Origin of the sequence: Paenibacillus sp. FSL R7-269, from assembly GCF_000517865.1 — a bacterium.
Lineage (GTDB): Bacteria > Bacillota > Bacilli > Paenibacillales > Paenibacillaceae > Paenibacillus_AQ.
Map to the genome: position 1 here is coordinate 135,193 of NZ_ASPS01000015.1, position 19,608 is coordinate 154,800.

General features: G+C 45.1%; 16 protein-coding genes. 12 read left to right on the forward strand and 4 right to left on the reverse strand.

Translation table 11 applies throughout. The features are described from left to right. Positions 1-94: 94 nt before the first annotated feature. A complete protein-coding gene (locus C162_RS07205; RefSeq protein WP_051493286.1) occupies positions 95-823 on the forward strand; it encodes an HAD family hydrolase in 729 nt (242 codons plus the stop codon). Positions 824-1,271: 448 nt separating this feature from the next. Here C162_RS07205 and C162_RS07210 read toward each other — a convergent pair whose 3' ends face one another. Further along, positions 1,272-1,937 carry a hypothetical protein gene (locus tag C162_RS07210; RefSeq protein ID WP_036692892.1) on the reverse strand — a complete coding sequence of 222 codons (666 nt, stop codon included), beginning with the start codon at positions 1,935-1,937 and terminating at the stop codon, positions 1,272-1,274. A 264-nt stretch (positions 1,938-2,201) separates the two neighbouring features. Here C162_RS07210 and C162_RS07215 point away from each other — a divergent pair, with 264 nt between their 5' ends. From C162_RS07215 to C162_RS07235, 5 genes are all read left to right on the forward strand, one after another. Continuing rightward, the gene (locus C162_RS07215; RefSeq protein WP_036692894.1) at positions 2,202-4,196 is read left to right on the forward strand and encodes a Na+/H+ antiporter; all 1,995 of its coding nucleotides are present in this window, start codon (positions 2,202-2,204) and stop codon (positions 4,194-4,196) included. 28 nt (positions 4,197-4,224) lie between these two features. Further along, positions 4,225-4,773, forward strand: a complete 549-nt coding sequence (locus C162_RS07220; RefSeq protein ID WP_036692896.1) for a CueP family metal-binding protein — start codon at positions 4,225-4,227, stop codon at positions 4,771-4,773. A 179-nt stretch (positions 4,774-4,952) separates the two neighbouring features. Next, a complete protein-coding gene (locus C162_RS07225; protein ID WP_235218368.1) occupies positions 4,953-6,914 on the forward strand; it encodes a serine hydrolase domain-containing protein in 1,962 nt (653 codons plus the stop codon). A gap of 22 nt (positions 6,915-6,936) precedes the next feature. Further along, entirely contained in the window at positions 6,937-7,614 is a 678-nt protein-coding gene (locus tag C162_RS07230; protein ID WP_036692899.1) for a response regulator transcription factor, read from the forward strand. Then, positions 7,611-8,969: a HAMP domain-containing sensor histidine kinase gene (locus C162_RS07235; protein ID WP_036692902.1), complete on the forward strand. Its 1,359-nt coding sequence runs from the start codon at positions 7,611-7,613 to the stop codon at positions 8,967-8,969. Before C162_RS07230 ends, C162_RS07235 begins: the two co-directional genes overlap by 4 nt. On the opposite strand, the gene C162_RS34165 is transcribed toward C162_RS07235, so the two are convergent. Together C162_RS34165 and C162_RS07245 are read right to left on the reverse strand one after the other, a co-directional pair. Further along, positions 8,944-9,561: a TetR/AcrR family transcriptional regulator gene (locus C162_RS34165; protein ID WP_051493287.1), complete on the reverse strand. Its 618-nt coding sequence runs from the start codon at positions 9,559-9,561 to the stop codon at positions 8,944-8,946. The genes C162_RS07235 and C162_RS34165 overlap by 26 nt on opposite strands. A 43-nt stretch (positions 9,562-9,604) precedes the next feature. Continuing rightward, entirely contained in the window at positions 9,605-10,795 is a 1,191-nt protein-coding gene (locus C162_RS07245) for a pectin acetylesterase-family hydrolase (protein WP_036692904.1), read from the reverse strand. Between the two features lie 124 nt (positions 10,796-10,919). Between C162_RS07245 and C162_RS34170 the strand changes: the two genes are divergently transcribed. The 3 genes from C162_RS34170 to C162_RS07260 are packed head-to-tail and all read left to right on the forward strand — an operon-like array spanning position 10,920 to position 13,013. Beyond that, complete coding sequence (locus C162_RS34170; RefSeq protein ID WP_143804240.1) at positions 10,920-11,714, forward strand: hypothetical protein; 795 nt, start codon at positions 10,920-10,922, stop codon at positions 11,712-11,714. 38 nt (positions 11,715-11,752) lie between these two features. After that, complete coding sequence (locus tag C162_RS07255) at positions 11,753-12,211, forward strand: hypothetical protein (protein ID WP_036692906.1); 459 nt, start codon at positions 11,753-11,755, stop codon at positions 12,209-12,211. Further along, on the forward strand, positions 12,198-13,013 hold the full coding sequence (locus C162_RS07260) for a class I SAM-dependent methyltransferase (RefSeq protein WP_036692907.1): 816 nt from the start codon (positions 12,198-12,200) through the stop codon (positions 13,011-13,013). Before C162_RS07255 ends, C162_RS07260 begins: the two co-directional genes overlap by 14 nt. Here C162_RS07260 and C162_RS07265 read toward each other — a convergent pair. Continuing rightward, a complete protein-coding gene (locus C162_RS07265) occupies positions 13,010-13,486 on the reverse strand; it encodes a DUF6843 domain-containing protein (protein WP_036692910.1) in 477 nt (158 codons plus the stop codon). The two genes, C162_RS07260 and C162_RS07265, sit on opposite strands and share 4 nt — an antisense overlap. Before the next feature lie 222 nt (positions 13,487-13,708). Between C162_RS07265 and C162_RS07270 the strand changes: the two genes are divergently transcribed. The 3 genes from C162_RS07270 to C162_RS34175 all read left to right on the forward strand — a co-directional run. Next, positions 13,709-14,350, forward strand: coding sequence for a hypothetical protein (locus C162_RS07270; protein ID WP_156949558.1), 642 nt, complete (start codon positions 13,709-13,711; stop codon positions 14,348-14,350). Positions 14,351-15,071: 721 nt separating this feature from the next. Next, positions 15,072-15,488 carry a hypothetical protein gene (locus C162_RS07275; protein ID WP_036692913.1) on the forward strand — a complete coding sequence of 139 codons (417 nt, stop codon included), beginning with the start codon at positions 15,072-15,074 and terminating at the stop codon, positions 15,486-15,488. Positions 15,489-15,532: 44 nt separating this feature from the next. Next, positions 15,533-19,608: OmpL47-type beta-barrel domain-containing protein (locus tag C162_RS34175; protein ID WP_442792421.1), on the forward strand; the 4,076-nt coding region annotated here is incomplete at its 3' end.

Below are 19,608 nucleotides of genomic sequence, written 5' to 3' on the forward strand. Positions count from 1 at the left end.
TTTCTGTAATTAGGGGTTCGTAGACAACATCTGCTGCTTCCTATATTATTAGGGCGTGTGACCGAAGAACAATTGGGAAGGGATGATTCACCTCATGAGCAACGAAGAACAGACACAGGTGGGCAACAGACCGCTACCGAACTTAAACCAGCCGGAAGCCATCGTATTCGATATGGATGGTACGCTGTTCCAGACAGAGAGCCTGTTATTGCCCGCCTATCATAAAATGTTTGATATCCTGCGGGAAGAAGGCCTGCATTCCGGCCCGACTCCGCCGGAGGAGCGCATCCTGGGCAGTCTAGGCATGCTGCTTGCGGATATCTGGAAGAACGTAATGCCGGAAGCGGATGAGGCCGTACACCGCCGGGCGGATGAACTGCTCCTGCAGCTTGAGATTGAGGGGCTGGAAGCCGGAGGGACGGTCCTGTACCCTAAGGTAGTCGAGACGCTGCGTGCGCTGCACGCGCGCGGAGTGAAGCTGTTCGTAGCCAGCAACGGGCTGGAGGATTATATCCATAGCATTGTAGTTGTGCACGAGCTGAAGGACCTGTTCGAGGGGCTGTATAGCGCAGGCGGCTCGGGTACGGCAACCAAGACCGAGCTGCTCGGCCTTCTGCTGGACAATCACAAGATCGGCAGCGCCTGGATGGTCGGGGACCGTTCCTCCGATGTACAGGCGGGCAAGGGCAACGGACAGACCGTCATCGGCTGCGCCTATGCCGGCTTCGGGCGGCAGGATGAGCTGAAGGGTTCGGATGTCATTATCTCATCGTTCGATGAATTGATTGCTCTATATGATAACAGCGTTGCAGCTGACCTGTAATCCGGCGTACCTGGAATAAGCAGGGAGTAAGCAAGGAGTGAGCAGGAGTGAGCTTTACTACTGGGAAGAAACTTTAATAAGGTAGGCAATGTGTCAGCCTTCGCCCGCACGTTTAGGAGGGCGAAGGCGGTTTTTTCTGTTAAGCGTTCAATTCCTGCGCATTATACAACATGCTTGACGCTGATATGGAAATTATCGGGAAATGTTGTACAAAAGGCAGGATTACTTCGCATTTGAGCAACTTTGCGTTAAGATTCCTGCATTTCTTGCAACAATTCTGCCGCACACCCCAGTATTTAGATAGCCAAGTTGCATTTCCTGCAACACTTTCAGTTTGTCTTCAGCGTCTGAACCGCACCCCTCACCGCACCCCTCAAGCCCACAGCTCACCGATCTACTCTACTTAACAGACCTACTCTGCTGTTCGGAGGAGTTGCTAACCTCAACATTACAGAAACCAATCGGATAATCCTTCTACCGGCTCGTAATAACATACATAAGTGTTTTGGATCACTGGGCGCAGCAGGCCTTTACGGACTAACTCCTGCAGTTGTTTACGCGCTGTCCGAAAGCTCACATCGTATTGGAGCATCACATCTTTGGGGCGTAAGCCCTTCTTTTGACTCCAGGATAGTCTTAGGATCTCTCGTTCCAGCGGTGAGAGAGACTGCCCGGACGGGTTGCGGAGCAAGGCGGGAGTAATGACCATTTGCAGCAGCATCCGGCAGATTTCCGGGCGGTTCTGTACATCATCGAAGGAGAAATGGATGATTCTCCAGCCCATTCCGCTCAAGAATGTATCACGGTTAAGCGAGTAACTGAATTTCTCCCGGTCCATATCCTTCACATGACTCTGGTAACCGTCACACTCCAGACCGAATTTTCCGTAGGAGGGGAGAAAGGCAACATCCAGAAATTGTGATTTGCGGTTCCAGTCATAGATTTCATATTCAGGATGCAGGTCATCCAGGTTGCCGAATAGCGGCCACCAGACATTGCGCAGCATCAGTTTCTCAGCATACTGGTGCCCCCGTGAGAGACGCCCTCTGCGCTCCCCTGTTCGGACAGTTAGATGCCGGTCCAATAGCAATTGATGCGCTTTTTCAAACTCCATATGTATTCCCTCCTTCATGTTAACAAAAAAAGAACGCCCCTCTGCCAGCGATGGCTTGGGACGTTCTTCGTCTGAGCTAATTATACGCCGGCATATGGACAGGCGGTAATAAATGGTTTTTCGATGTCTGTCCATTACCCGTTTAATCGTTATCTATAGCAGCCGCCAAGAGGATATTTCCTCCCAGATCGTTTATACTGAGTTTAAATACATAACGTAATTTAGGATCTGCACAAGCAAGTGCAGAGATGGAGGTTTGTCCGATTGGAATTATTTGAGTATATTTTGTTGATGCTGGCAGCTGTGTCGCTGTCTAATCTGGTGAACCGGTTCATCCCCTCGCTCTCCGTGCCGATTATTCAGATTGTGCTGGGTATGGCCTTGACCTGGCTGCCCCTGCATTTCGAGCTGGAGCTGAACCCGGAGCTGTTCCTGCTATTATTCATTGCCCCCTTGCTGTTCAATGACGGCAGACTTGCCGATAAAGTGGCCTTATGGAAGCTGAAAAAGCCGATATTGCTGCTGGCGCTGGGACTGGTTTTTCTAACGGTAGGGGTGCTGGGATATTTCCTGCACTGGCTGCTGCCGGTATTGCCCCTGGCGGCTGCGTTTGCGCTGGCGGCGGCACTGGCCCCTACGGATGCGATTGCTGTAGGCGCATTAGAGCAAAAAGTGAAAATCCCCCATCAGACGATGCAGATACTCGAAGGAGAATCGTTAATTAACGATGCTTCGGGTCTGGTGTCCTTTCAATTTGCAGTTGCGGCTATGGTCACAGGAGCATTCTCTTTCAAAACGGCCAGTCTGAGCTTTATTGGCATCTCGTTAGGCGGTGTGGTGCTGGGCCTTGTGCTGACGTTCATTAAATACGGGATCGTGCGGTGGCTGCGCAGGCTCGGGATGGAGAATGTCACGCTACATATGCTGATTGAGATCCTGACGCCGTTTGCTATTTTTATGGCCGCTGAGGAGCTGGGCGTCAATGGCATTCTGGCAGTGGTCAGTGCAGGGATCGCGCATTCCTTCAGCTACAAGCAGATGAATCCTGAGGTAGCCAAGCTGAGCGTCGTGTCCAAAAGTACCTGGGCGGTCATTATCTTTGTCCTGAACGGTCTGGTGTTCCTGCTGCTCGGTACCCAACTGCCGGAGATTATTAAGACCGTCTGGAACAACCCGGATATAGGGAATGTCCAGGTTATCCTGTATACCCTGCTATTAACCGCTGCTGTCCTCGGTCTGAGGCTGGTCTGGATGCTGGTCATGGATATTCCCGAAGGGGAGGAGACGCGGGGACCCTGGAAGCTGGAGTTCAGGAAGGCGCTCATTCTCACGCTGTCGGGGGTTCGAGGTACGATTACCCTGGCCAGTACGATGTCACTCCCGTTTTTCCTGGATGACGGCTCCTACTTCCCCGCGAGAGACCTGATTATTTTCCTGGCGGCGGGTGTTATTCTCTGGACTCTGCTGGCGTCTAACTTCCTGCTGCCGCTGCTACTTGGCTCCGATCATGAAGCGGAGCATAATGCCGAGGAGGCTGAGGCCAAAATCGAAATTCTGCGCAATGTAGTTGCCGGACTGCAGGAGCAGGCTACAGATCAGTCCCAGTCCCGGATGGCTTTGAATCATTTGACCGGAACCTACAATGCCAGAATCCGCCTGCTGAAGAAGAAGGATGACGCTGAGGAAATGGAACGGCAGCTTGGGGTGACAGCACTCAAGTGGCAGCGGGAATACATCATGCATGCGCTCAAGCAGCACGAAGTGAACCCGTACACGGCCTACCGCTATCTGAACCGGCTGAACCGGCAGCTGTTCATATACACCCGTGATCCGCAGTACAAGAACGACCTGATTCCGTTCAAAAGCTGGGAAGAAATTACCGGTGTCATTCAGCAGGTCCGCTTAAACGCGCAGGAGCGGCGTGAGGAATCGAACCGGCTGCAGTCCGGGATTTTTGCTTACGTTCTTGAACAGCTGAGAGAGCTGCAGAATACGGGGGAGATGGAGCCTGAGGTCATTAGCTCCCTGATTCTTCGTTATGAGCGGGGTCGGCTAAGACTGACCCGGCAGGAGTCTCTCTCTGCTACGAAGCGGGAGTTCGAAGAGTCGCTGCACGAGTTGTCACGCGCGGGCATTCAGCTAGAGCGTGATAACATTCAGCTGATGTTCGAGGCCGGACGGATCTCCAGAGCTAGCATGAAGGAAATGAAACGTGATATTCTGTTCATGGAGCATGATCTGCGGGAAGAAATGGGCTGAATTCCATCTACAAGGAGATGAATCTTACATGAACAATAAAATAGTAGCGGGCACCTGTGCGGTTATTGCAGCGCTGGGAATCTACCTGTATTCGGGTAGCGGTGAACGGAAGACAACGGAGGTTGCTACAACTCCGGGCAGCAGCCAGGACATCAAGCAAATGGTGGCTGACTTCAGCTCACGCACCTTGACGGCGGAGTCCGCTTCGATTACCTCAACCCAGCTGATCGTGGAGAGCGGCGGTTCTAACGAAGCAGTCTATAGGCTGCCGGAGGATGAGTTCTTCCTGTCGGTTGCTCCTTATGTGCAGAATACACATCCCTGTGCGACCCACAGCCTGACCGGCTGTCAGGGAGAGATGGTCGAACAATCTTTCGGGGTAACAGTCGTAGACGAGGACGGTAAGGAGATCATGAACCAGACCGTCAAGTCCCAGCCGAACGGCTTCATCGACCTATGGCTGCCGCGTGATCAGAACTATAAGATGACCATTACTCATGACGGCAAAGAGGCCAAGTCCGAGATTTCCACTTTTGAGAGTGATGATACCTGTCTTACGAGTATGCAATTGAGTTAAAGGACCTAATGTGCAGACAATCATTAACTCACACGAAGAACGTCCCAAGCCGCCAACTGGCTGAGGGGCGTTTTTGTGCAAATCCTGTTAACGTTCCATTCACACTACTCTGATAATCTCTATAAGTGTTAGGTGGTTGAAATTCAACCTTCAATATAAAGATGATGCGGAGGATAATAATGTTAATATCTATGAAAAACAGGCTGATCGCTACTCTGGCAATATTGGCTGTGCTGGGATTAGCTACAGGCCTTATATTTCCCGGGAAACATGCCAAGGCGGAGACAGGGCAAGCATCTTTACCGGGTTCCCGGATGGAAGCGCCCGCCAAGCTTGAGGATACGGCAGGACTGACCGCCTTTGTGGATGGGATGATGGAAGAGTATATGAACCGGCTGCAAATTCCGGGAGCGGTTATCTCCGTCGTCAAGGACGGCAGGATTATTTTGGCCAAGGGGTATGGCAGCTCTAATCTGGAACAAGCGCTACCGGTTGATCCTGCAACCAGCATGTTCCGAATCGCTTCAACGACCAAGCTGTTTACCTGGACAGCGGTGATGCAATTGGTAGAGCAGGGAAAGATTGATCTGGACACGGACATTAACACCTATCTGAAATCCGTGAAGATTCCTGCCACTTATCCTGAGCCCGTCACCATGCGTCATTTGATGACTCATACAGCAGGATTTGAAGAGGGCGGAGTCGGTTATCAGATCACCACTGATCCTGCCGAATTGCCCGGGTCCATCTCAGAAACGCTCAATAAGCATATGCTCGCCCGGATCAGACCGCCCGGTGTGATGAGTTCCTATTCTAACTACGGAGCCACGCTTGCAGGTATGATTGTGGAGGACGTCAGTGGAATTCCCTATAATGATTATATTCAGAAGTATATTTTCGATCCGCTGGACATGAAATATTCGACGGTTGTGGAGCCTCTGCCGAAGTCATTCATCCCTTACCAAGTGGTAGGGTACAATAGTGAGACCGGCAGCTTTATTCCTGGCACACCTACGTTCGAGGGCGGCTTTCGTCCTGCCGGCTCGGCTACCGTATCCGCTGTAGACATGGCGCACTTCATGATTGCGCATCTGCAGAACGGGAAATACGGCGAACAGCAGCTTTTGAAGCCCGCAACCGCAGAGCGGATGCATTCAACAGCATTCCAATTTGATAAGCGCCTGCCGGGTGTAGCACTCGGATTCGCAGAGAAGCGGGTGAACGGGGTAACATTAATCTCGCATGGCGGCTCCGATCCCATGTTCAATACAGAATTCTATCTTGCACCTGCCAAGCAATTGGGTATTTTCTTATCCTACAATGGCGGTCAAGGCAGCGAAGCTGCGTCCAATCTGCTCCAGGCCTTCTTCAACCGTTATTATCCTGCTCCGGAGGTGGAGCAGCCGGAGTTCGCCGCTTCTGCGGAATCTGTGCAGAAATATGCCGGCTCCTATCAATTTACACGCCACAACAGCAGTGATATTGACAAGTTCTTCAATTTTTTTGCCCAGCTGAATGTTTCGATTGCGGGTAATAAGTTATCCTTGGGAAGCGGCAGTGAACAACAGCTGTATAGAGAAATTAGTCCTAACCTGTTCCAGCTTGAGGGAGGGACCGATCAGATCGGCTTCCGTACGGATGAGTCTGGCAAGGTTACTCATATGCTCCTGGACATGGCCCCGGATATGCCGCTGGAGCGGACGCCGCTCTTGGATCAGAGTAAGTTTTGGCTTATCGTCGTTGGGGTCTTGGCAGTCCTTTTCATCACCGCATTGCTTGGACCAATCCTCTTCAATCGCAGGTTCAAGGCAATGACGCTCGCAGAAAAGCGGGCCGTCCGATTATCTTCAGGAACTGCCGGTTGGGCGCTGTTATCTTTTATTACTCTGTTCATGGTAGTGATGTCCATGGACACGATGCAGAAGTTTACCAGTATCAGTCCTTTGCTGTCTCTCAGTTTGGGGATGCCAATCCTTTTGGCGGGCTTGACCTTAGCGTTGCTGGTCTCGACTATACAGGTTTGGAGAAATAAGTATTGGACCGCCATTAGGCGGGTGCATTATACGTTAGTGACGCTTTCGGCTGTCGTGCTGATGATCTTCTTCTATCATTGGAATCTGCTCGGCTGGCAGTTTGGATAACGCTTAAGAGAGAAGGGTGATCGTGGCTACTATACTTATCGCGGATGATGATGACAATATCCGGAAGCTGATGTCTCTATATCTGCGCAAGGAAGGGTTCGACCTCAGAGAAGCCAGTGACGGCACTAAGGCCTTATCCATAATCGAGGACACACAGATCGATCTTGTCATCCTGGATATTATGATGCCCGGACTGAATGGCTGGGAGCTGTGCAGGGAAATCAGGCGTTCGGATGCCAATCTCCCCCTCCTCATGGTGACGGCCAAAGCGGAGTCTGCCCACAAGATTAAAGGGTTTCAGCTCGGAACGGACGATTACCTGACCAAGCCGTTTGATCCGGTTGAACTGGTCATGCGGGTAAAAGCGCTGCTCAAACGCTCGCTGGTCGTTACTTCCCAGTCCGTGCAGCTTGGCAATGTGGTGCTTAACCGCCGGACTTTTCAGGTTACACGCGGTGAAGTGCCGGTCTCGCTGCCTTTGAAGGAATTTGATCTTCTGTTTCTGCTGGTCAGCCACCCCAGGCAGATCTTCACCAGAGAACAGCTAATTCAGCAAATCTGGGGGCTCAATTATGAAGGGGACGGCCGGACTGTAGATGTGCATATCAGCCGGCTGAGGGAGAAATTCAGCGGCAATGGCGAGGGTTTTCAAATCGAAACCGCCCGGGGTCTCGGATACCGCCTGATCCCTGAGCCATGATCAAAACCCTGTATATTCGGATCATTCTCACGTTTCTCGGCATTATTGTCTTTAGTCTGATCTGTTCCTTTTTCATTGGTTTGTATGTATTTCAGAAGCAGATAAGCTATGAGGGACAGAACGAGATGTTCACAGTGGGCAGGGAGATTATTCACCGCTATGATGACGCCAAGCCTACAGATACGGACGAGTTCCTGAATAGTATGGTTAAGGTATCCGCACATCCTATTCACCTGTACCATCCTTCGGGAGAACATACCTTTTACGGGCTCTCGGATAGTCCGGCTGTGACCATCACCCCAGAGGCTGTCCGGCAAGTATTGCAGGGCAAGGTCTATCGTTCCTCCACAGAAGATAATGATACGTTCATCGGAATGCCCTTTATGCTCAAGGGGGAGTGGCATGCGATGTTCCTTCAGTACTCTGCCGAGAACGAAAATATCGTCAACCGATTGGTTCTTTTCGTGCTGCTGCTTGTGCTTGTGCTGGGCAGTGTATGTATTGTTGTGGCTGCCAGATACCTGGTAGAGCCGATCAAGGCTTTGACCAACGCCACCAGAAGACTGGCCAAAGGTGATTTCGAAGTGGATCTTCCGAGGAACCGTGTGGATGAGATCGGGGAGCTGACACAGAGCTATGTGGAGATGGCGGGAGAACTGAAGCAGCTGGAGCAGATGAGGCAGGATTTCGTCTCCAATGTCTCTCATGAAATTCAGACACCGCTGACCTCTATATCCGGTTTTGCCAAGGCGCTGCAGAACAATGATTTGATTGCGGAGGAAGAGCGTAAGGAGTATCTGGATATCATCATTGCGGAGAGTGGGCGTCTGTCACGGCTAAGTGATAATTTGCTGAAGCTTGCTTCTCTGGATTCCGAGCATCACCCCTTCGCGGCAGTCTCCTTCCGGCTTGACGAGCAGATCAGAACAATCGTGGTGACCTGTGAGCCGCAATGGTCCGCCCGGAGCATCGTTATCGATCTGGAGCTGCCGGAAGCTGTTCATATTATAGGGGATGAAGACCAGTTGAAGCAGGTATGGATGAATCTGCTCGGCAACAGCATCAAGTTCACGCCTGAAGGCGGGAAGATCCGCATCCGTATAGACAGCAGTGCAGCGGAAGTTGCAATCACTATCAGTGATAATGGCATCGGAATATCCCCGGAAGAGTGGGGCGCCGTATTCGAAAGATTCTATACAGTAGACAAGTCGCGCAATGGAAGTAACAACGGGAACGGTCTGGGGCTGGCTATTGTTAAAAAAATCATCTCCCTGCATCAAGGCAGTATCGAGGTAGACGGTGCGGCCAAAGAGGGAACAACGATTATCGTCAGGTTGCCCGCACGCCAGCCATAATGAAATCCTTGAATTGCCGGTCCGCTGCCCGGTCTTCCTCCGTCACGGCACCGCCCCGCTGATGGGATAGAATAACGGCTTTTTGTAAATACATGAAATACAGGTGGGTGGACTTCTGCAGAAGATCCAGCCACTTTTTTTGATACTCTGGAGCCGCCGCTGCGGTCTCAAGGTTTATGTACCGGGAGTACCAGACCTCCATAGCTCTCTTGAAATCAGGCAACTCCGCCGGATCTTTGGACAGGGTGCTATAATACACTCCAAAAATCGCATCATAATAGATCAACGCCTCCTCATGCTCTCTAAGCGCGAGATATTGATCCAGAATCTTCTCCAGGGAGGGAACTGGCAGGGCAAAATCAAAATCAAACAGCAGCCTGCCAAACATCCGCTCCAGATTATCCACATAGAGCTCAGCGGCTAAATCTTCCTTGTCCTTATAATGAAGGTATAACGTTCGGCGGGAGACACCGGCTTGTCCGGCAATCTGCGTCATATCCGTTCGTTCGATTCCCTGAGCACAGAACAGGCCCAGCGCGGCCTCCTTAATGAGCCCTTTGGTCATTTGCATTTGCTTTTCACGTAAATTCAATGATCTTCTCTCCTGTCTACCTGCGAAAATATTGCTGCTGGTCCTACTCCTGCGCGGTTGCCTGCGTCTCCAGAAACTTGCTGCCTACCGAATAGCGCTTCTGCTGATTGACCGCATCCCCCAGCCACTTCACAAGCTTCACACCATCCTGCTCCGCCTGATAAAAGGTCTCCCGGGTGGCAAAAGTATGCGGGGTCGTCCCGTTCTCAGCATTCAGCCCGTAATCCGTCAGATAGTAATAATAATTAGGAACCGTTGCAGCTAGAGCAGCTACCGACTGCCGCATTTCCTCTGACCATGCCTTAATAAGACTCTGGTTCCGTGGGCCATTGTAGTCGTTGATCTTGTTCTGGAAGTGGATTAGAATCTCATCATACACGGAATAGGATTGTAATAATACTGTACCCGCTGGCAGTAGCCGGCCATTTGCGCGAAAAGCAGCCCCGATGACATCTGCCTCCGGCGAATACCCGAAGCTTGCAGTGAAATCCGAGTTCCATTCCTGCTCCATCACCTGTGGCCACTTGTTTGAATTCAGGAATGAGCTGTCCGCATATTGGAAGATCTCAGCATCCCGGTAATGTGAAGCAATCTCGGGCGCCCAGAAGGCTGACCCGAATCCCCCCGCACTTTCGCCTGCAATCAGCAGCTTATCGGGCTTAGCTACGTTCGCATAGATCCAGTCAAGGCTGCTGCGCACATTAGTACGCCCGTTATACCGCATAGTGAAGGTGCTCCCGTCCTCCCGCGGATACGTAGCAGTGCGGTTACCAATGTGGAAGTCGCCTGTGGAATAAGGGAGGTAGACCACATTCCAGCCGTGAAAAGGATTATCCGGGTTGTCCGTATCCATCATCCCGCCCAGCAAAGTTAGCATATAGAACGGAATATCAGCGAAATAGTTGCCTGTATCTCCGCCTTTCATAAAGTTCATAAGCTTAATAGGATGTGCAGCGCTCCGGGCATCCCAGCTGACACCGCCACCGGAAAAAAAGATGATCCAGTTGTTGCTCTCACCGCTCTTCGTCCACATGAAATACTCCGATCCATCACTGGAAACGGTATTCCCGCCCAGCTTCACCTTATTCCACTCGTATGGCTTCACTTCTGCGATGACAGGGGTTGTAGTGACCGGTCTTTGGATTACAAAAGCGTTGACCGCAAGAACAGCAATCCCAATCAGGCTCATTAGCCCTATCCCTGTGATTAACGTGATTCGCTTCATTTTTCGCATATCATCGCTCCTTTAATTGGAGTATACAGTGGGTATATTGGTTATACAAGGTGTGTAATTTGAAAATCGAAAAGTTCTTTAGTCCAACATCCTAAATAAAGTATTTTATGATAGTATTATCTACATGAGAAAACTAGGTGCATTTTCAATTTTATCCCTAGTTCTAGGTCTCGTGCTGCTGTCCGTGGTTGGCTGTAGCAATAACCAGAACATTCGTGGGGAACAGACAGATGAGCAGACCGCCGCCGGTTATATTGAAGCGCTAGGCTATACCATCGTTGCCTCTGAAGGCGAGACGTCAAGATATACACTGGAGCCGCAAAGGCTTGAGAGCCTGGAAGATATGCAGTTCTGGGCAGTACAAGAGGAAGAAGCCAGTACCTACTTCGGGAAGGAGATCACAACCTATCCATTCATAGTGAAGAATCATCCCCTGGAGCAGCAATATCCCCCAGATCAATACAAAATTTCTGTGAATGTTATGATCGCCGATCATGAAGTTATAGGCGGCAGCTCTGCGCCGCTAAGCACAACCAAGAATCTTGTAGTCGCAGGCGGTGAGTATTCAATTGAAGGGAAGACACTGGAAGAGATCAAGGGGTTGGAGTATTCGCAGTGGCTTAAGCATTGGAAGGAGACGTATGGCCCCGAAGTAAGCGTAAGCGGATATATTCCAATAAATGAATTAAAGAGCTTATCTGAAAAAGCGACCTCACTGCATTGGAATGATTTTGACAAGTATGTCTTCGAGGATATCGGCTCAGGAGTGTATATCAGAAAGTACGAGATCGAAGGGGAAGGGCAGTTGTTAGTTAGAGGGAAAAGTCTGGAGAAACCGCCTGAGCAAATTACTATGATTGATGCAGACGGTAAGGAGCGGGAATTTAATCCTGAGAGTTTGAGCGAACAGCTTAAGTAAAGTGAAAAGTGAAAAGCTCTAATGAAGGGCGATGAAAGATGAAAGCGTTACAAACGATACTCCAAGCCATTCTCTACGTGCTGCTGGTTATTGGACTACACTTAATCCTGATTTATTATCTGGAGATAAAAATGGAGAGATGGGGAACTGCATTATTAGAAGAAACCATTAGGGTGTACATCATACCGCTGATATTATGTAGTGTAAATGCTATTATAATTTCACGTAATCGGCGAATAAAGTACAAAATCAACTGGTTTTTAGTAACTATGTTATCAAGTCTGCTACTTCTTTTATTTTTCATAGCTGTGCAAAATGACGGGGATTCTGATGAGGGACGTATCGTATCTTTTCAATTTTTCCCGAAGTATCAATTGGAGATGCTCTTTATTCTTCCTTGGAGTATCGCGATTATACAGTTTATCTTAACGCTCTATTATTTGTTTAAAATGAGAAAAGAGAAAATGGGAGGTTTATACGATAATGAACAGGGATGAATTATTTTCTCATGTCCAAAAATTTTCTGAAGACCAGTACTCCAATGAACACCGCTTGAATGCAAGGATACAGCTATATCAGTATTGTGAGCATAAGGTGGATTGGCATGAATGGGTATTCGAGCATTTGGGACTTACCGAGGGTCTGAAGATTGCAGAAATCGGTTGCGGAACCGGTGTGTTGTGGGCGAAAAAACGGAGAGAAGTTCCGCTTAGATCAGAAATTGTCTTGACTGATGCCTCGAGAGGGATGATAGAAACGGCAAAAGGGAATATTCATGATCCGCTAGAGCGGTTTCAATATGAAATCGTAGATGCAGAGAAGATGCCTTGGCCGGACCATTCATTTGAGGTTTTGATTGCGAATCACCTGCTGTACCATTTTCAGGACCACAAGAAGATTTTCTCTGAAATCAACCGTGTATTGGTGCCTGATGGAACGGCATACGCCTCAACTGTAAGCGCGAACAATTATAGAGAACTATTGCAGCTGATATTGGAGTTTGACGGCAGGCTGTCTTTCTTTAACGAAGCCGTGCAAAACTTCAACCTGGAGAATGGCCAGGATATCCTCAGCAAATATTTTAAGGTAACAGCCCAATACATATTGCAAAATGATATTGTCATACAATCGGCTGCACCGCTTATTTTATATGTTGCATCCTATTTTAGCGAAGACCAGTTACGTATCCTAACGGGCAGGTTCGATGAACTCTGCGATTATCTACAAGGAGCCCTTGAACGTTCGGGAGCACTGCGTATCACCAATCGAAATGTCCTATTTCAATATCAAAGCGTTTAAGGTCTTGGACCATTAGACGAAGCAGGTTTCATTAGTTCAACAGGATAGTCAGGAGCAGGATGATTTTGAAGCTCAGCTTCTGTTCCTACAAAAAAGCGCTGCACCGTAGGCCCCTCGATTTTACCGGAACTGCTAACCGACTCGCCGTCGCCTATAGTGTGATGGTGGATCATTTGATCGACATCTAATTTTTGCTGCTTATTTTGTTCATCATAGTAGTAAAATTCTTCGAAAGATATCCCGTATTCAGGATCTGGGGTGGATGTTTTTAATACTCCAGATTCAGGAATGGTAAAAATATTTTTTCCGTTATTCTTTTCGATAGCGTTAAACCCCTCTTGATTATAAATAATCTGCACCCAACCCACATAATTGTTTGGAATAAGATAAAGATTTGGATTGCGTTTATTAGTGCTGCAGAATGCAAGGACCAATAATAACAACGGTATCAGTAGGAAAAGGGTCTTTTTCAATTTTTCTACCTCCGGAATTTAACATTAATATACAAGATTAATAGGGAAAAACCGATAATTCTAAGTGAAGGAAAAAATTTCAATTTAACCCGATATTTCTAATTGGTTGATGAATGAGGAATTTAGAGGAAGGAGAGCAGTACAAATTTAAATATGGTCAAGATTAGTTATCATGGGGTGATAGAAAGCCGCGTAACCTCGCCAAAGGAGAATACCATGATAATGAGTTTATTTTTTGTTGCCTTAAGCGCAGTCATGGGTGTAGGTATTTGGTTTTTAGTTATAGGGATTGCCTTTTCTATTGGTGGTGGCAATCTATTTACTGTAACTCACTATGATTCTTTATTTTTTTACGCTACCCTTTTGTTGTTATGTATCATAGCCTATCTTTTTTTTGCAAAACACCTAATAGAAAAAAAATTACCACTTTTACTTCTTATTTGTTTTGGGACTACGTTTCTCTTTTTTTTTCTTGCACCTTGGATTATCGAATCAAAATCATCAGTACAGCAAGAACTTTCTAACATTAGCTTTTCGAACAATGAAAAGTTTATTGAAAAAGTAGAGGTTATGGTTGAACAAGAAAAACTACCGTATTCAGTTGATGTTGAAAAGAGTAGGGAGAGATTCAAGGATATAAGAAGTATTAACGTTGTCGTAGTGAATAAAACTACCAATGAAGAGATTAAGAAAAAAGATGTCGACGAGTTACTTGGTTTAACATATGGAGAAGATGTTAGGTTGAAAATTTGCGAGAAAAGTAATGAAAGATTGCTGATAGATTTTGTAATAGATATAGATAAAAGTGTTAGTTACTGTGAACCTTATAAAATATGCGAGGACTTAGGGTTAGAGATTAAATAATCAATTAAATAAAAGATGGTATTTATAACGGAATTTGTCAAGCTGCTCTGCAACCACCTCCATGGCAGCATCCTGAATAATTATTACCGTTTCACACCAGGGGATAATCTGTTCCGATTAGAGGATTACGGCAGCATAAGGGTAACTATATTACCTAATTGTGAGGTGTGAATAAATTGAAAAAGTGCTTTTTCACAAGTGATATTTATTGTGTTTTTACATTTATTTGTTATTCGTTTTCGTTTTTTGAATCTGAAATCAAAAGCATGGGAGGAAGAGGCGGTACGACAAGCATATATTGTTTCTTTCGTTCTAATTCTCCTCTTGTATGCAACCTGCATGATTTCATTAATAACAAAGAAGATTAGATATAACCTAATATGGCTTTGCATAAGCACAATCCCTAGTGTTAGTCTTCTAATTCTTTTTTATAACAGTAAAGAATATGAACCTACTGAAAATAATTTTATAGATTTGAATTTTGACAGTGGTTTTTTTGAATTAGTAATTATCGTTCCTGTTATATACATTGTAGTACAAATAATTTTTATTTTTGTGCTATGGGTGATCAATTATTTGAAAAGATATACATAATTAAGGAGAGAAACTGACAAAAACCATAAAGGGAAAATTTTAAATTTAAACCATATATTATTAAGTGTATGATATTAGGATATTGAGAATGAAAAATGGAAATGTGTTTTCTTGAAAGGTGGATCATATGCAAAAGTTTATTACTCATATCCTCAGAGCATTATTTCATACTTTAATAATTGTTTTGCTGCATCTTCTAATTGTTTACCTTCTTGATCTCCGTATTGAAGGTTGGAATCATGAGATATTGGGGCAAATAATAAGAGCTTATGCCCTTCCTGTGAGCCTTATGTTTTTTAATCATACTATTTCTTTTAAAGACAATATATTGAAATATAAGAAGATATGGTTTTTTGTTAATCTATTTCCTACGCTATTATTATTAATAATTTTTAAAGTGACTGTTGATAATTCGAGTTCGAATTTTTTATCAGGTTATCAATTTCAATTAATTGCATTATTACCTAAAATATTTATATTAATTCAATTTATTCTTTTTTTTGTTTGGAAAGTTGAGCGTAGGAATGATCAAGATAGATACTAAATAATTAAGATAGAAAAAAATAGTTTAAAGGAGTAGTGAATTTTATGAAAAAAATAATTTCGATTAGCATATGTATTGTGGTTTTCCTTTCTTTATTTAATTCATTGGGAATAGGTCAACACTATATATATGCTGAATCAGTCCAGAAATCATTAAATAGTAACAATTTATCCGAAGAATCATCAATCGGAATATTTAGTACTTCCGTATATCCAGATGATGCTGTTGTGAAATTTGGAGAGAAAATACACATCAATTATAGTTTTCATGATGAGGCCCACCCAGTACTCATTAACATATACATAAATGGCGAAGAACAATCGGAATATATTTATAAACAATCGAGTTGGGGGGGGAGTTTTTCTTATGAACCCAAAGAAGAAGGGAAATATAGATTTGTTGTAAAGCCGACAGATCAAGAATACTATACCAATGAATGTACTGTTACTGTTTATAAAGATAGAATAATATTTTTACCAGGAACAATGGGAAGCGAGTTGTATCATGGTGAAGAACAGATTTGGATGCCAGATTCTCGTGGCAAACAATATATATGGAGTAACATAAATAATTTGAAAATGAACACAAGCGGACAAAGTATTGAAAATATAGGTATTGGTAATAGTGTTAAAGATTATTATAGTGGGATTATAAGTTTTTTTAAGAATTCTGGATATCATGTTGTCGATTTTGCTTATGATTGGAGGAAGGGCTCAACATTTAATGCACAAGAATTAAAGGCTAGAATTGATATTGAGCGCGCAGCTTCTCCGTATAGCAATTATTATATCGTCGCTCATAGCATGGGGGGAATCGTTGCTACTGAATACATAAGACAAGGGAATGGTCACTTAATAAAAAAATTAATCACTTTAGGGACCCCTTTTCAAGGAACCCCTCAGGCTGCTTATATGTTTGAAACTGGAAATATCACAGATGATGAATATAAAAACATGGCTATAAGTAGTTCAATCCGTTCTATTGAGCCTAATATTCCATCCCTCTATGAATTACTGCCTTCAAAAAAATATTTCACCTCTCAAACAAATGGATATTTACAGACGCAAGAATATCCAGAGTCTACAGGATCGAGAGTTAAAACTACTAAGTTCACCAATTTTAACGATACAGCAAATTTTCTAAAGAATAGCCGAAGCTGGTCAAATGATATTTTGTTTGATAAAGCAACTAATTTCCATTCGACATTAGATCCGGTAAATACTCTTAAGCAAGTAGATTCATATTATTTTGTGGGTGATCAGAAGCCTACTGCAGGTACACTTACCTTTTATACTCATTCGAATCCAAATATTATTCTCAGTGATGTGAAAAATGTTCAAGGTGATAATACCGTGCCTGTTTCCAGTGCAACGGCTGGTTTTATGCTTGATCCGTCGCGAACTTTTTATATTCAAAGATCTCATATAGGCCTTGCTACAAGTGTAGACGTACAGAAGCAAATTCTGAATATTTTAAAGGGCAGGCCGAATGAACTTGTATCAGATAAAATACGCAGAAATAAACAGGAAACAAAAACGTTGAAAATTAAAGCTGAATGCCCTGTAGAACTGCATGTCTACGATTCTTCAGGAAAACATACAGGATCAACTGGTCCTGATAACTTTGAATCAAATATCCCTGATGCCAACTATTTTACTGACGGCGAAACAAAAATTGCTTTATTGAATGATGTAGAAGACTATAAAGTTCGTATTGTTGGTACAGGATATGGTGAATTAACTTTCTCCATTGTATGGGCGAACGAAAAAGATATTGAAAATAGAACATTGCGTTTTGATAATGTTGCGGTTACTCCCACTTCAGTATTTAAAGCAGATGTTAATCAGAACGGGCAAGTCATACTTCAGATTGATCAAAATGGTGACGGTAACTTCGAAGGTAGCATCAACCCAACTGTTGAACTGGATCTTGGAGGAACCCAAGACGAAACAATTCCTACCTTAACCTCACACGTTACTGGAGTTAAAGGCGTAAATGAATGGTATGGGAAGAATGTTCATTACAATTTATCAGGAGAAGATAATGCCTCCGGTATTTACAAATACTTTTATAACCTTAACGAATCCGAATACAAAGAATACACAGAACCATTAGCACTGCCTAATACAGGGATTTATAATTTCAAATCTTATGTTCGAGACAAGAATAGAAATGACTCTGAGGTACTAACTGAAACCGTCAAGGTAGACACTACCAATCCTACTGTGCCCGTAATGACAGTCGATCCAACAACATGGACGAATAAATTTGTCACGATTACATTAGACGGTGGGACTGATGCAGATAGCGGTTTTCAAAAATATCAATACAAGATCAATTCAAACGGGGAATGGAAAGACTATACTGCTCCTTTTGTGATCGATTCAGAAGGTCTTTATAATGTTTACGCAAGATCAGTGGACAACGTATTTAACCTTAGTGCAGAAGTAACAGGTGTGGCTAAAGTTGATAAGACCAATCCGCCTAAACCAACTATGACAGTAGCACCGTCAAAATGGACGAATCAATTAGTTACCATAACTTTGTCCGGTGGAGCCGATACGGATAAGGGTTTTCCGAATAGTGGATTTCAAAAGTATCAATATAAGATCGATAGTGGTGAGTGGAAGGATTATAACACCCCCATTATTATCGATACTGAGGGATTATTTAAGATTACCGCTCGATCAGTAGATACTGCTTCTAATCTCAGCGAAGAAGTTTCAGGGGAAGCGAAGATTGATAGAACTAATCCGCCTAAACCAACATTGACGGTAAAACCCTTAAAGTGGACTAATGAATTTGTTACTGTTACCTTAGCTGGTGGAACTGATACGGATAAAGGATTTCCTAACAGCGGATTTCAAAAGTACCAATATAAGATAGGGCATGACGGAGCATGGAAGGATTACACCATTCCTGTGATTTTTGATGTTGATGGTCTATATAATGTATTTGCTAGATCGGTAGATAATGCATTTAACCAGAGTGAGGAAGTTGTGGGTGATGCTAAGGTTGATAAGGTGAAGCCTTCCACACCTAATGGGTTTGAAATCTTATCATATAATTATAATCAAGTTAAGATCTCTTGGTTACCTTCAACAGATAATGTAGGTGTCACTAGTTATGATATTTATCAAGATTCTGAACTGATTAATAGTACTTCTAATACTGAATTTACATTTAGTAATTTAATTTCTGATAGATCTTACACATTTACTATTGTTGCAAGAGATGAAGCAACAAACTCTTCATTTAATGGAATATTTGTTGTTCAAACTCCCAAAAGCCTTGTTGCAGCAGGTCTGTATCACAACCTGCAAGTGAAAACCAATGGACACGTGCTGGTCTGGGGAGGAAACTATTACGGTCAACTTGGGGATGGGACAACGACAGATAAAACGACAGCAGTGGAGGTTCCGGGATTGACAAATGTTCTTTCCGTAGCTGCTGGTCCGTACCATAGTTTAGCGCTGAAGAGCGATGGAACAGTGTGGGCATGGGGGTATAATAGCAGTGGTCAACTGGGGAATGGAAGCCAGAACAATAGCCTAGTGCCTGTTCAAGTGAAGAACTTGAGTGGGATAATTAAAATTTCAGCTAATGCAAATTCAATGTCTAGCTATGCGCTGAAGAGCGATGGAACGGTATGGGCTTGGGGAGAGAACAGCACCCGCCAATTAGGAGATGGTACTGGCTGGAACCGAACAACTCCGGTGCAGGTAGAAGGCCTAAGTGGGGTTAGTGACATAATAGCTGGCTGGGGACATGCTTATGCTTTAACGAGCACAGGTACGGTATGGGGTTGGGGATCTGTTGTTAACAACAATATGCCGGGTTGGAGCTTTCCGGACTGGTATACTTTTAGATATATTGCAGCATCACCACTGACCGGGTTGACGAACATTGCTGGTATCGCAACTTCGGAAGGATCACTGCAAAACAATTACGGCATAGCGCTGAAGAAAGATGGAAGTGTGGCGGTATGGGGAGGCAGTTATGCAACCTTAACCCCGGTCAACGGATTAAGCCAAATTCAAGGCATTGCGGGAGGTTCAAGCAACTATGCGATTGCAGAAGACGGAAGTGTATGGAACTGGACGAATGGAGCACCGGTCCA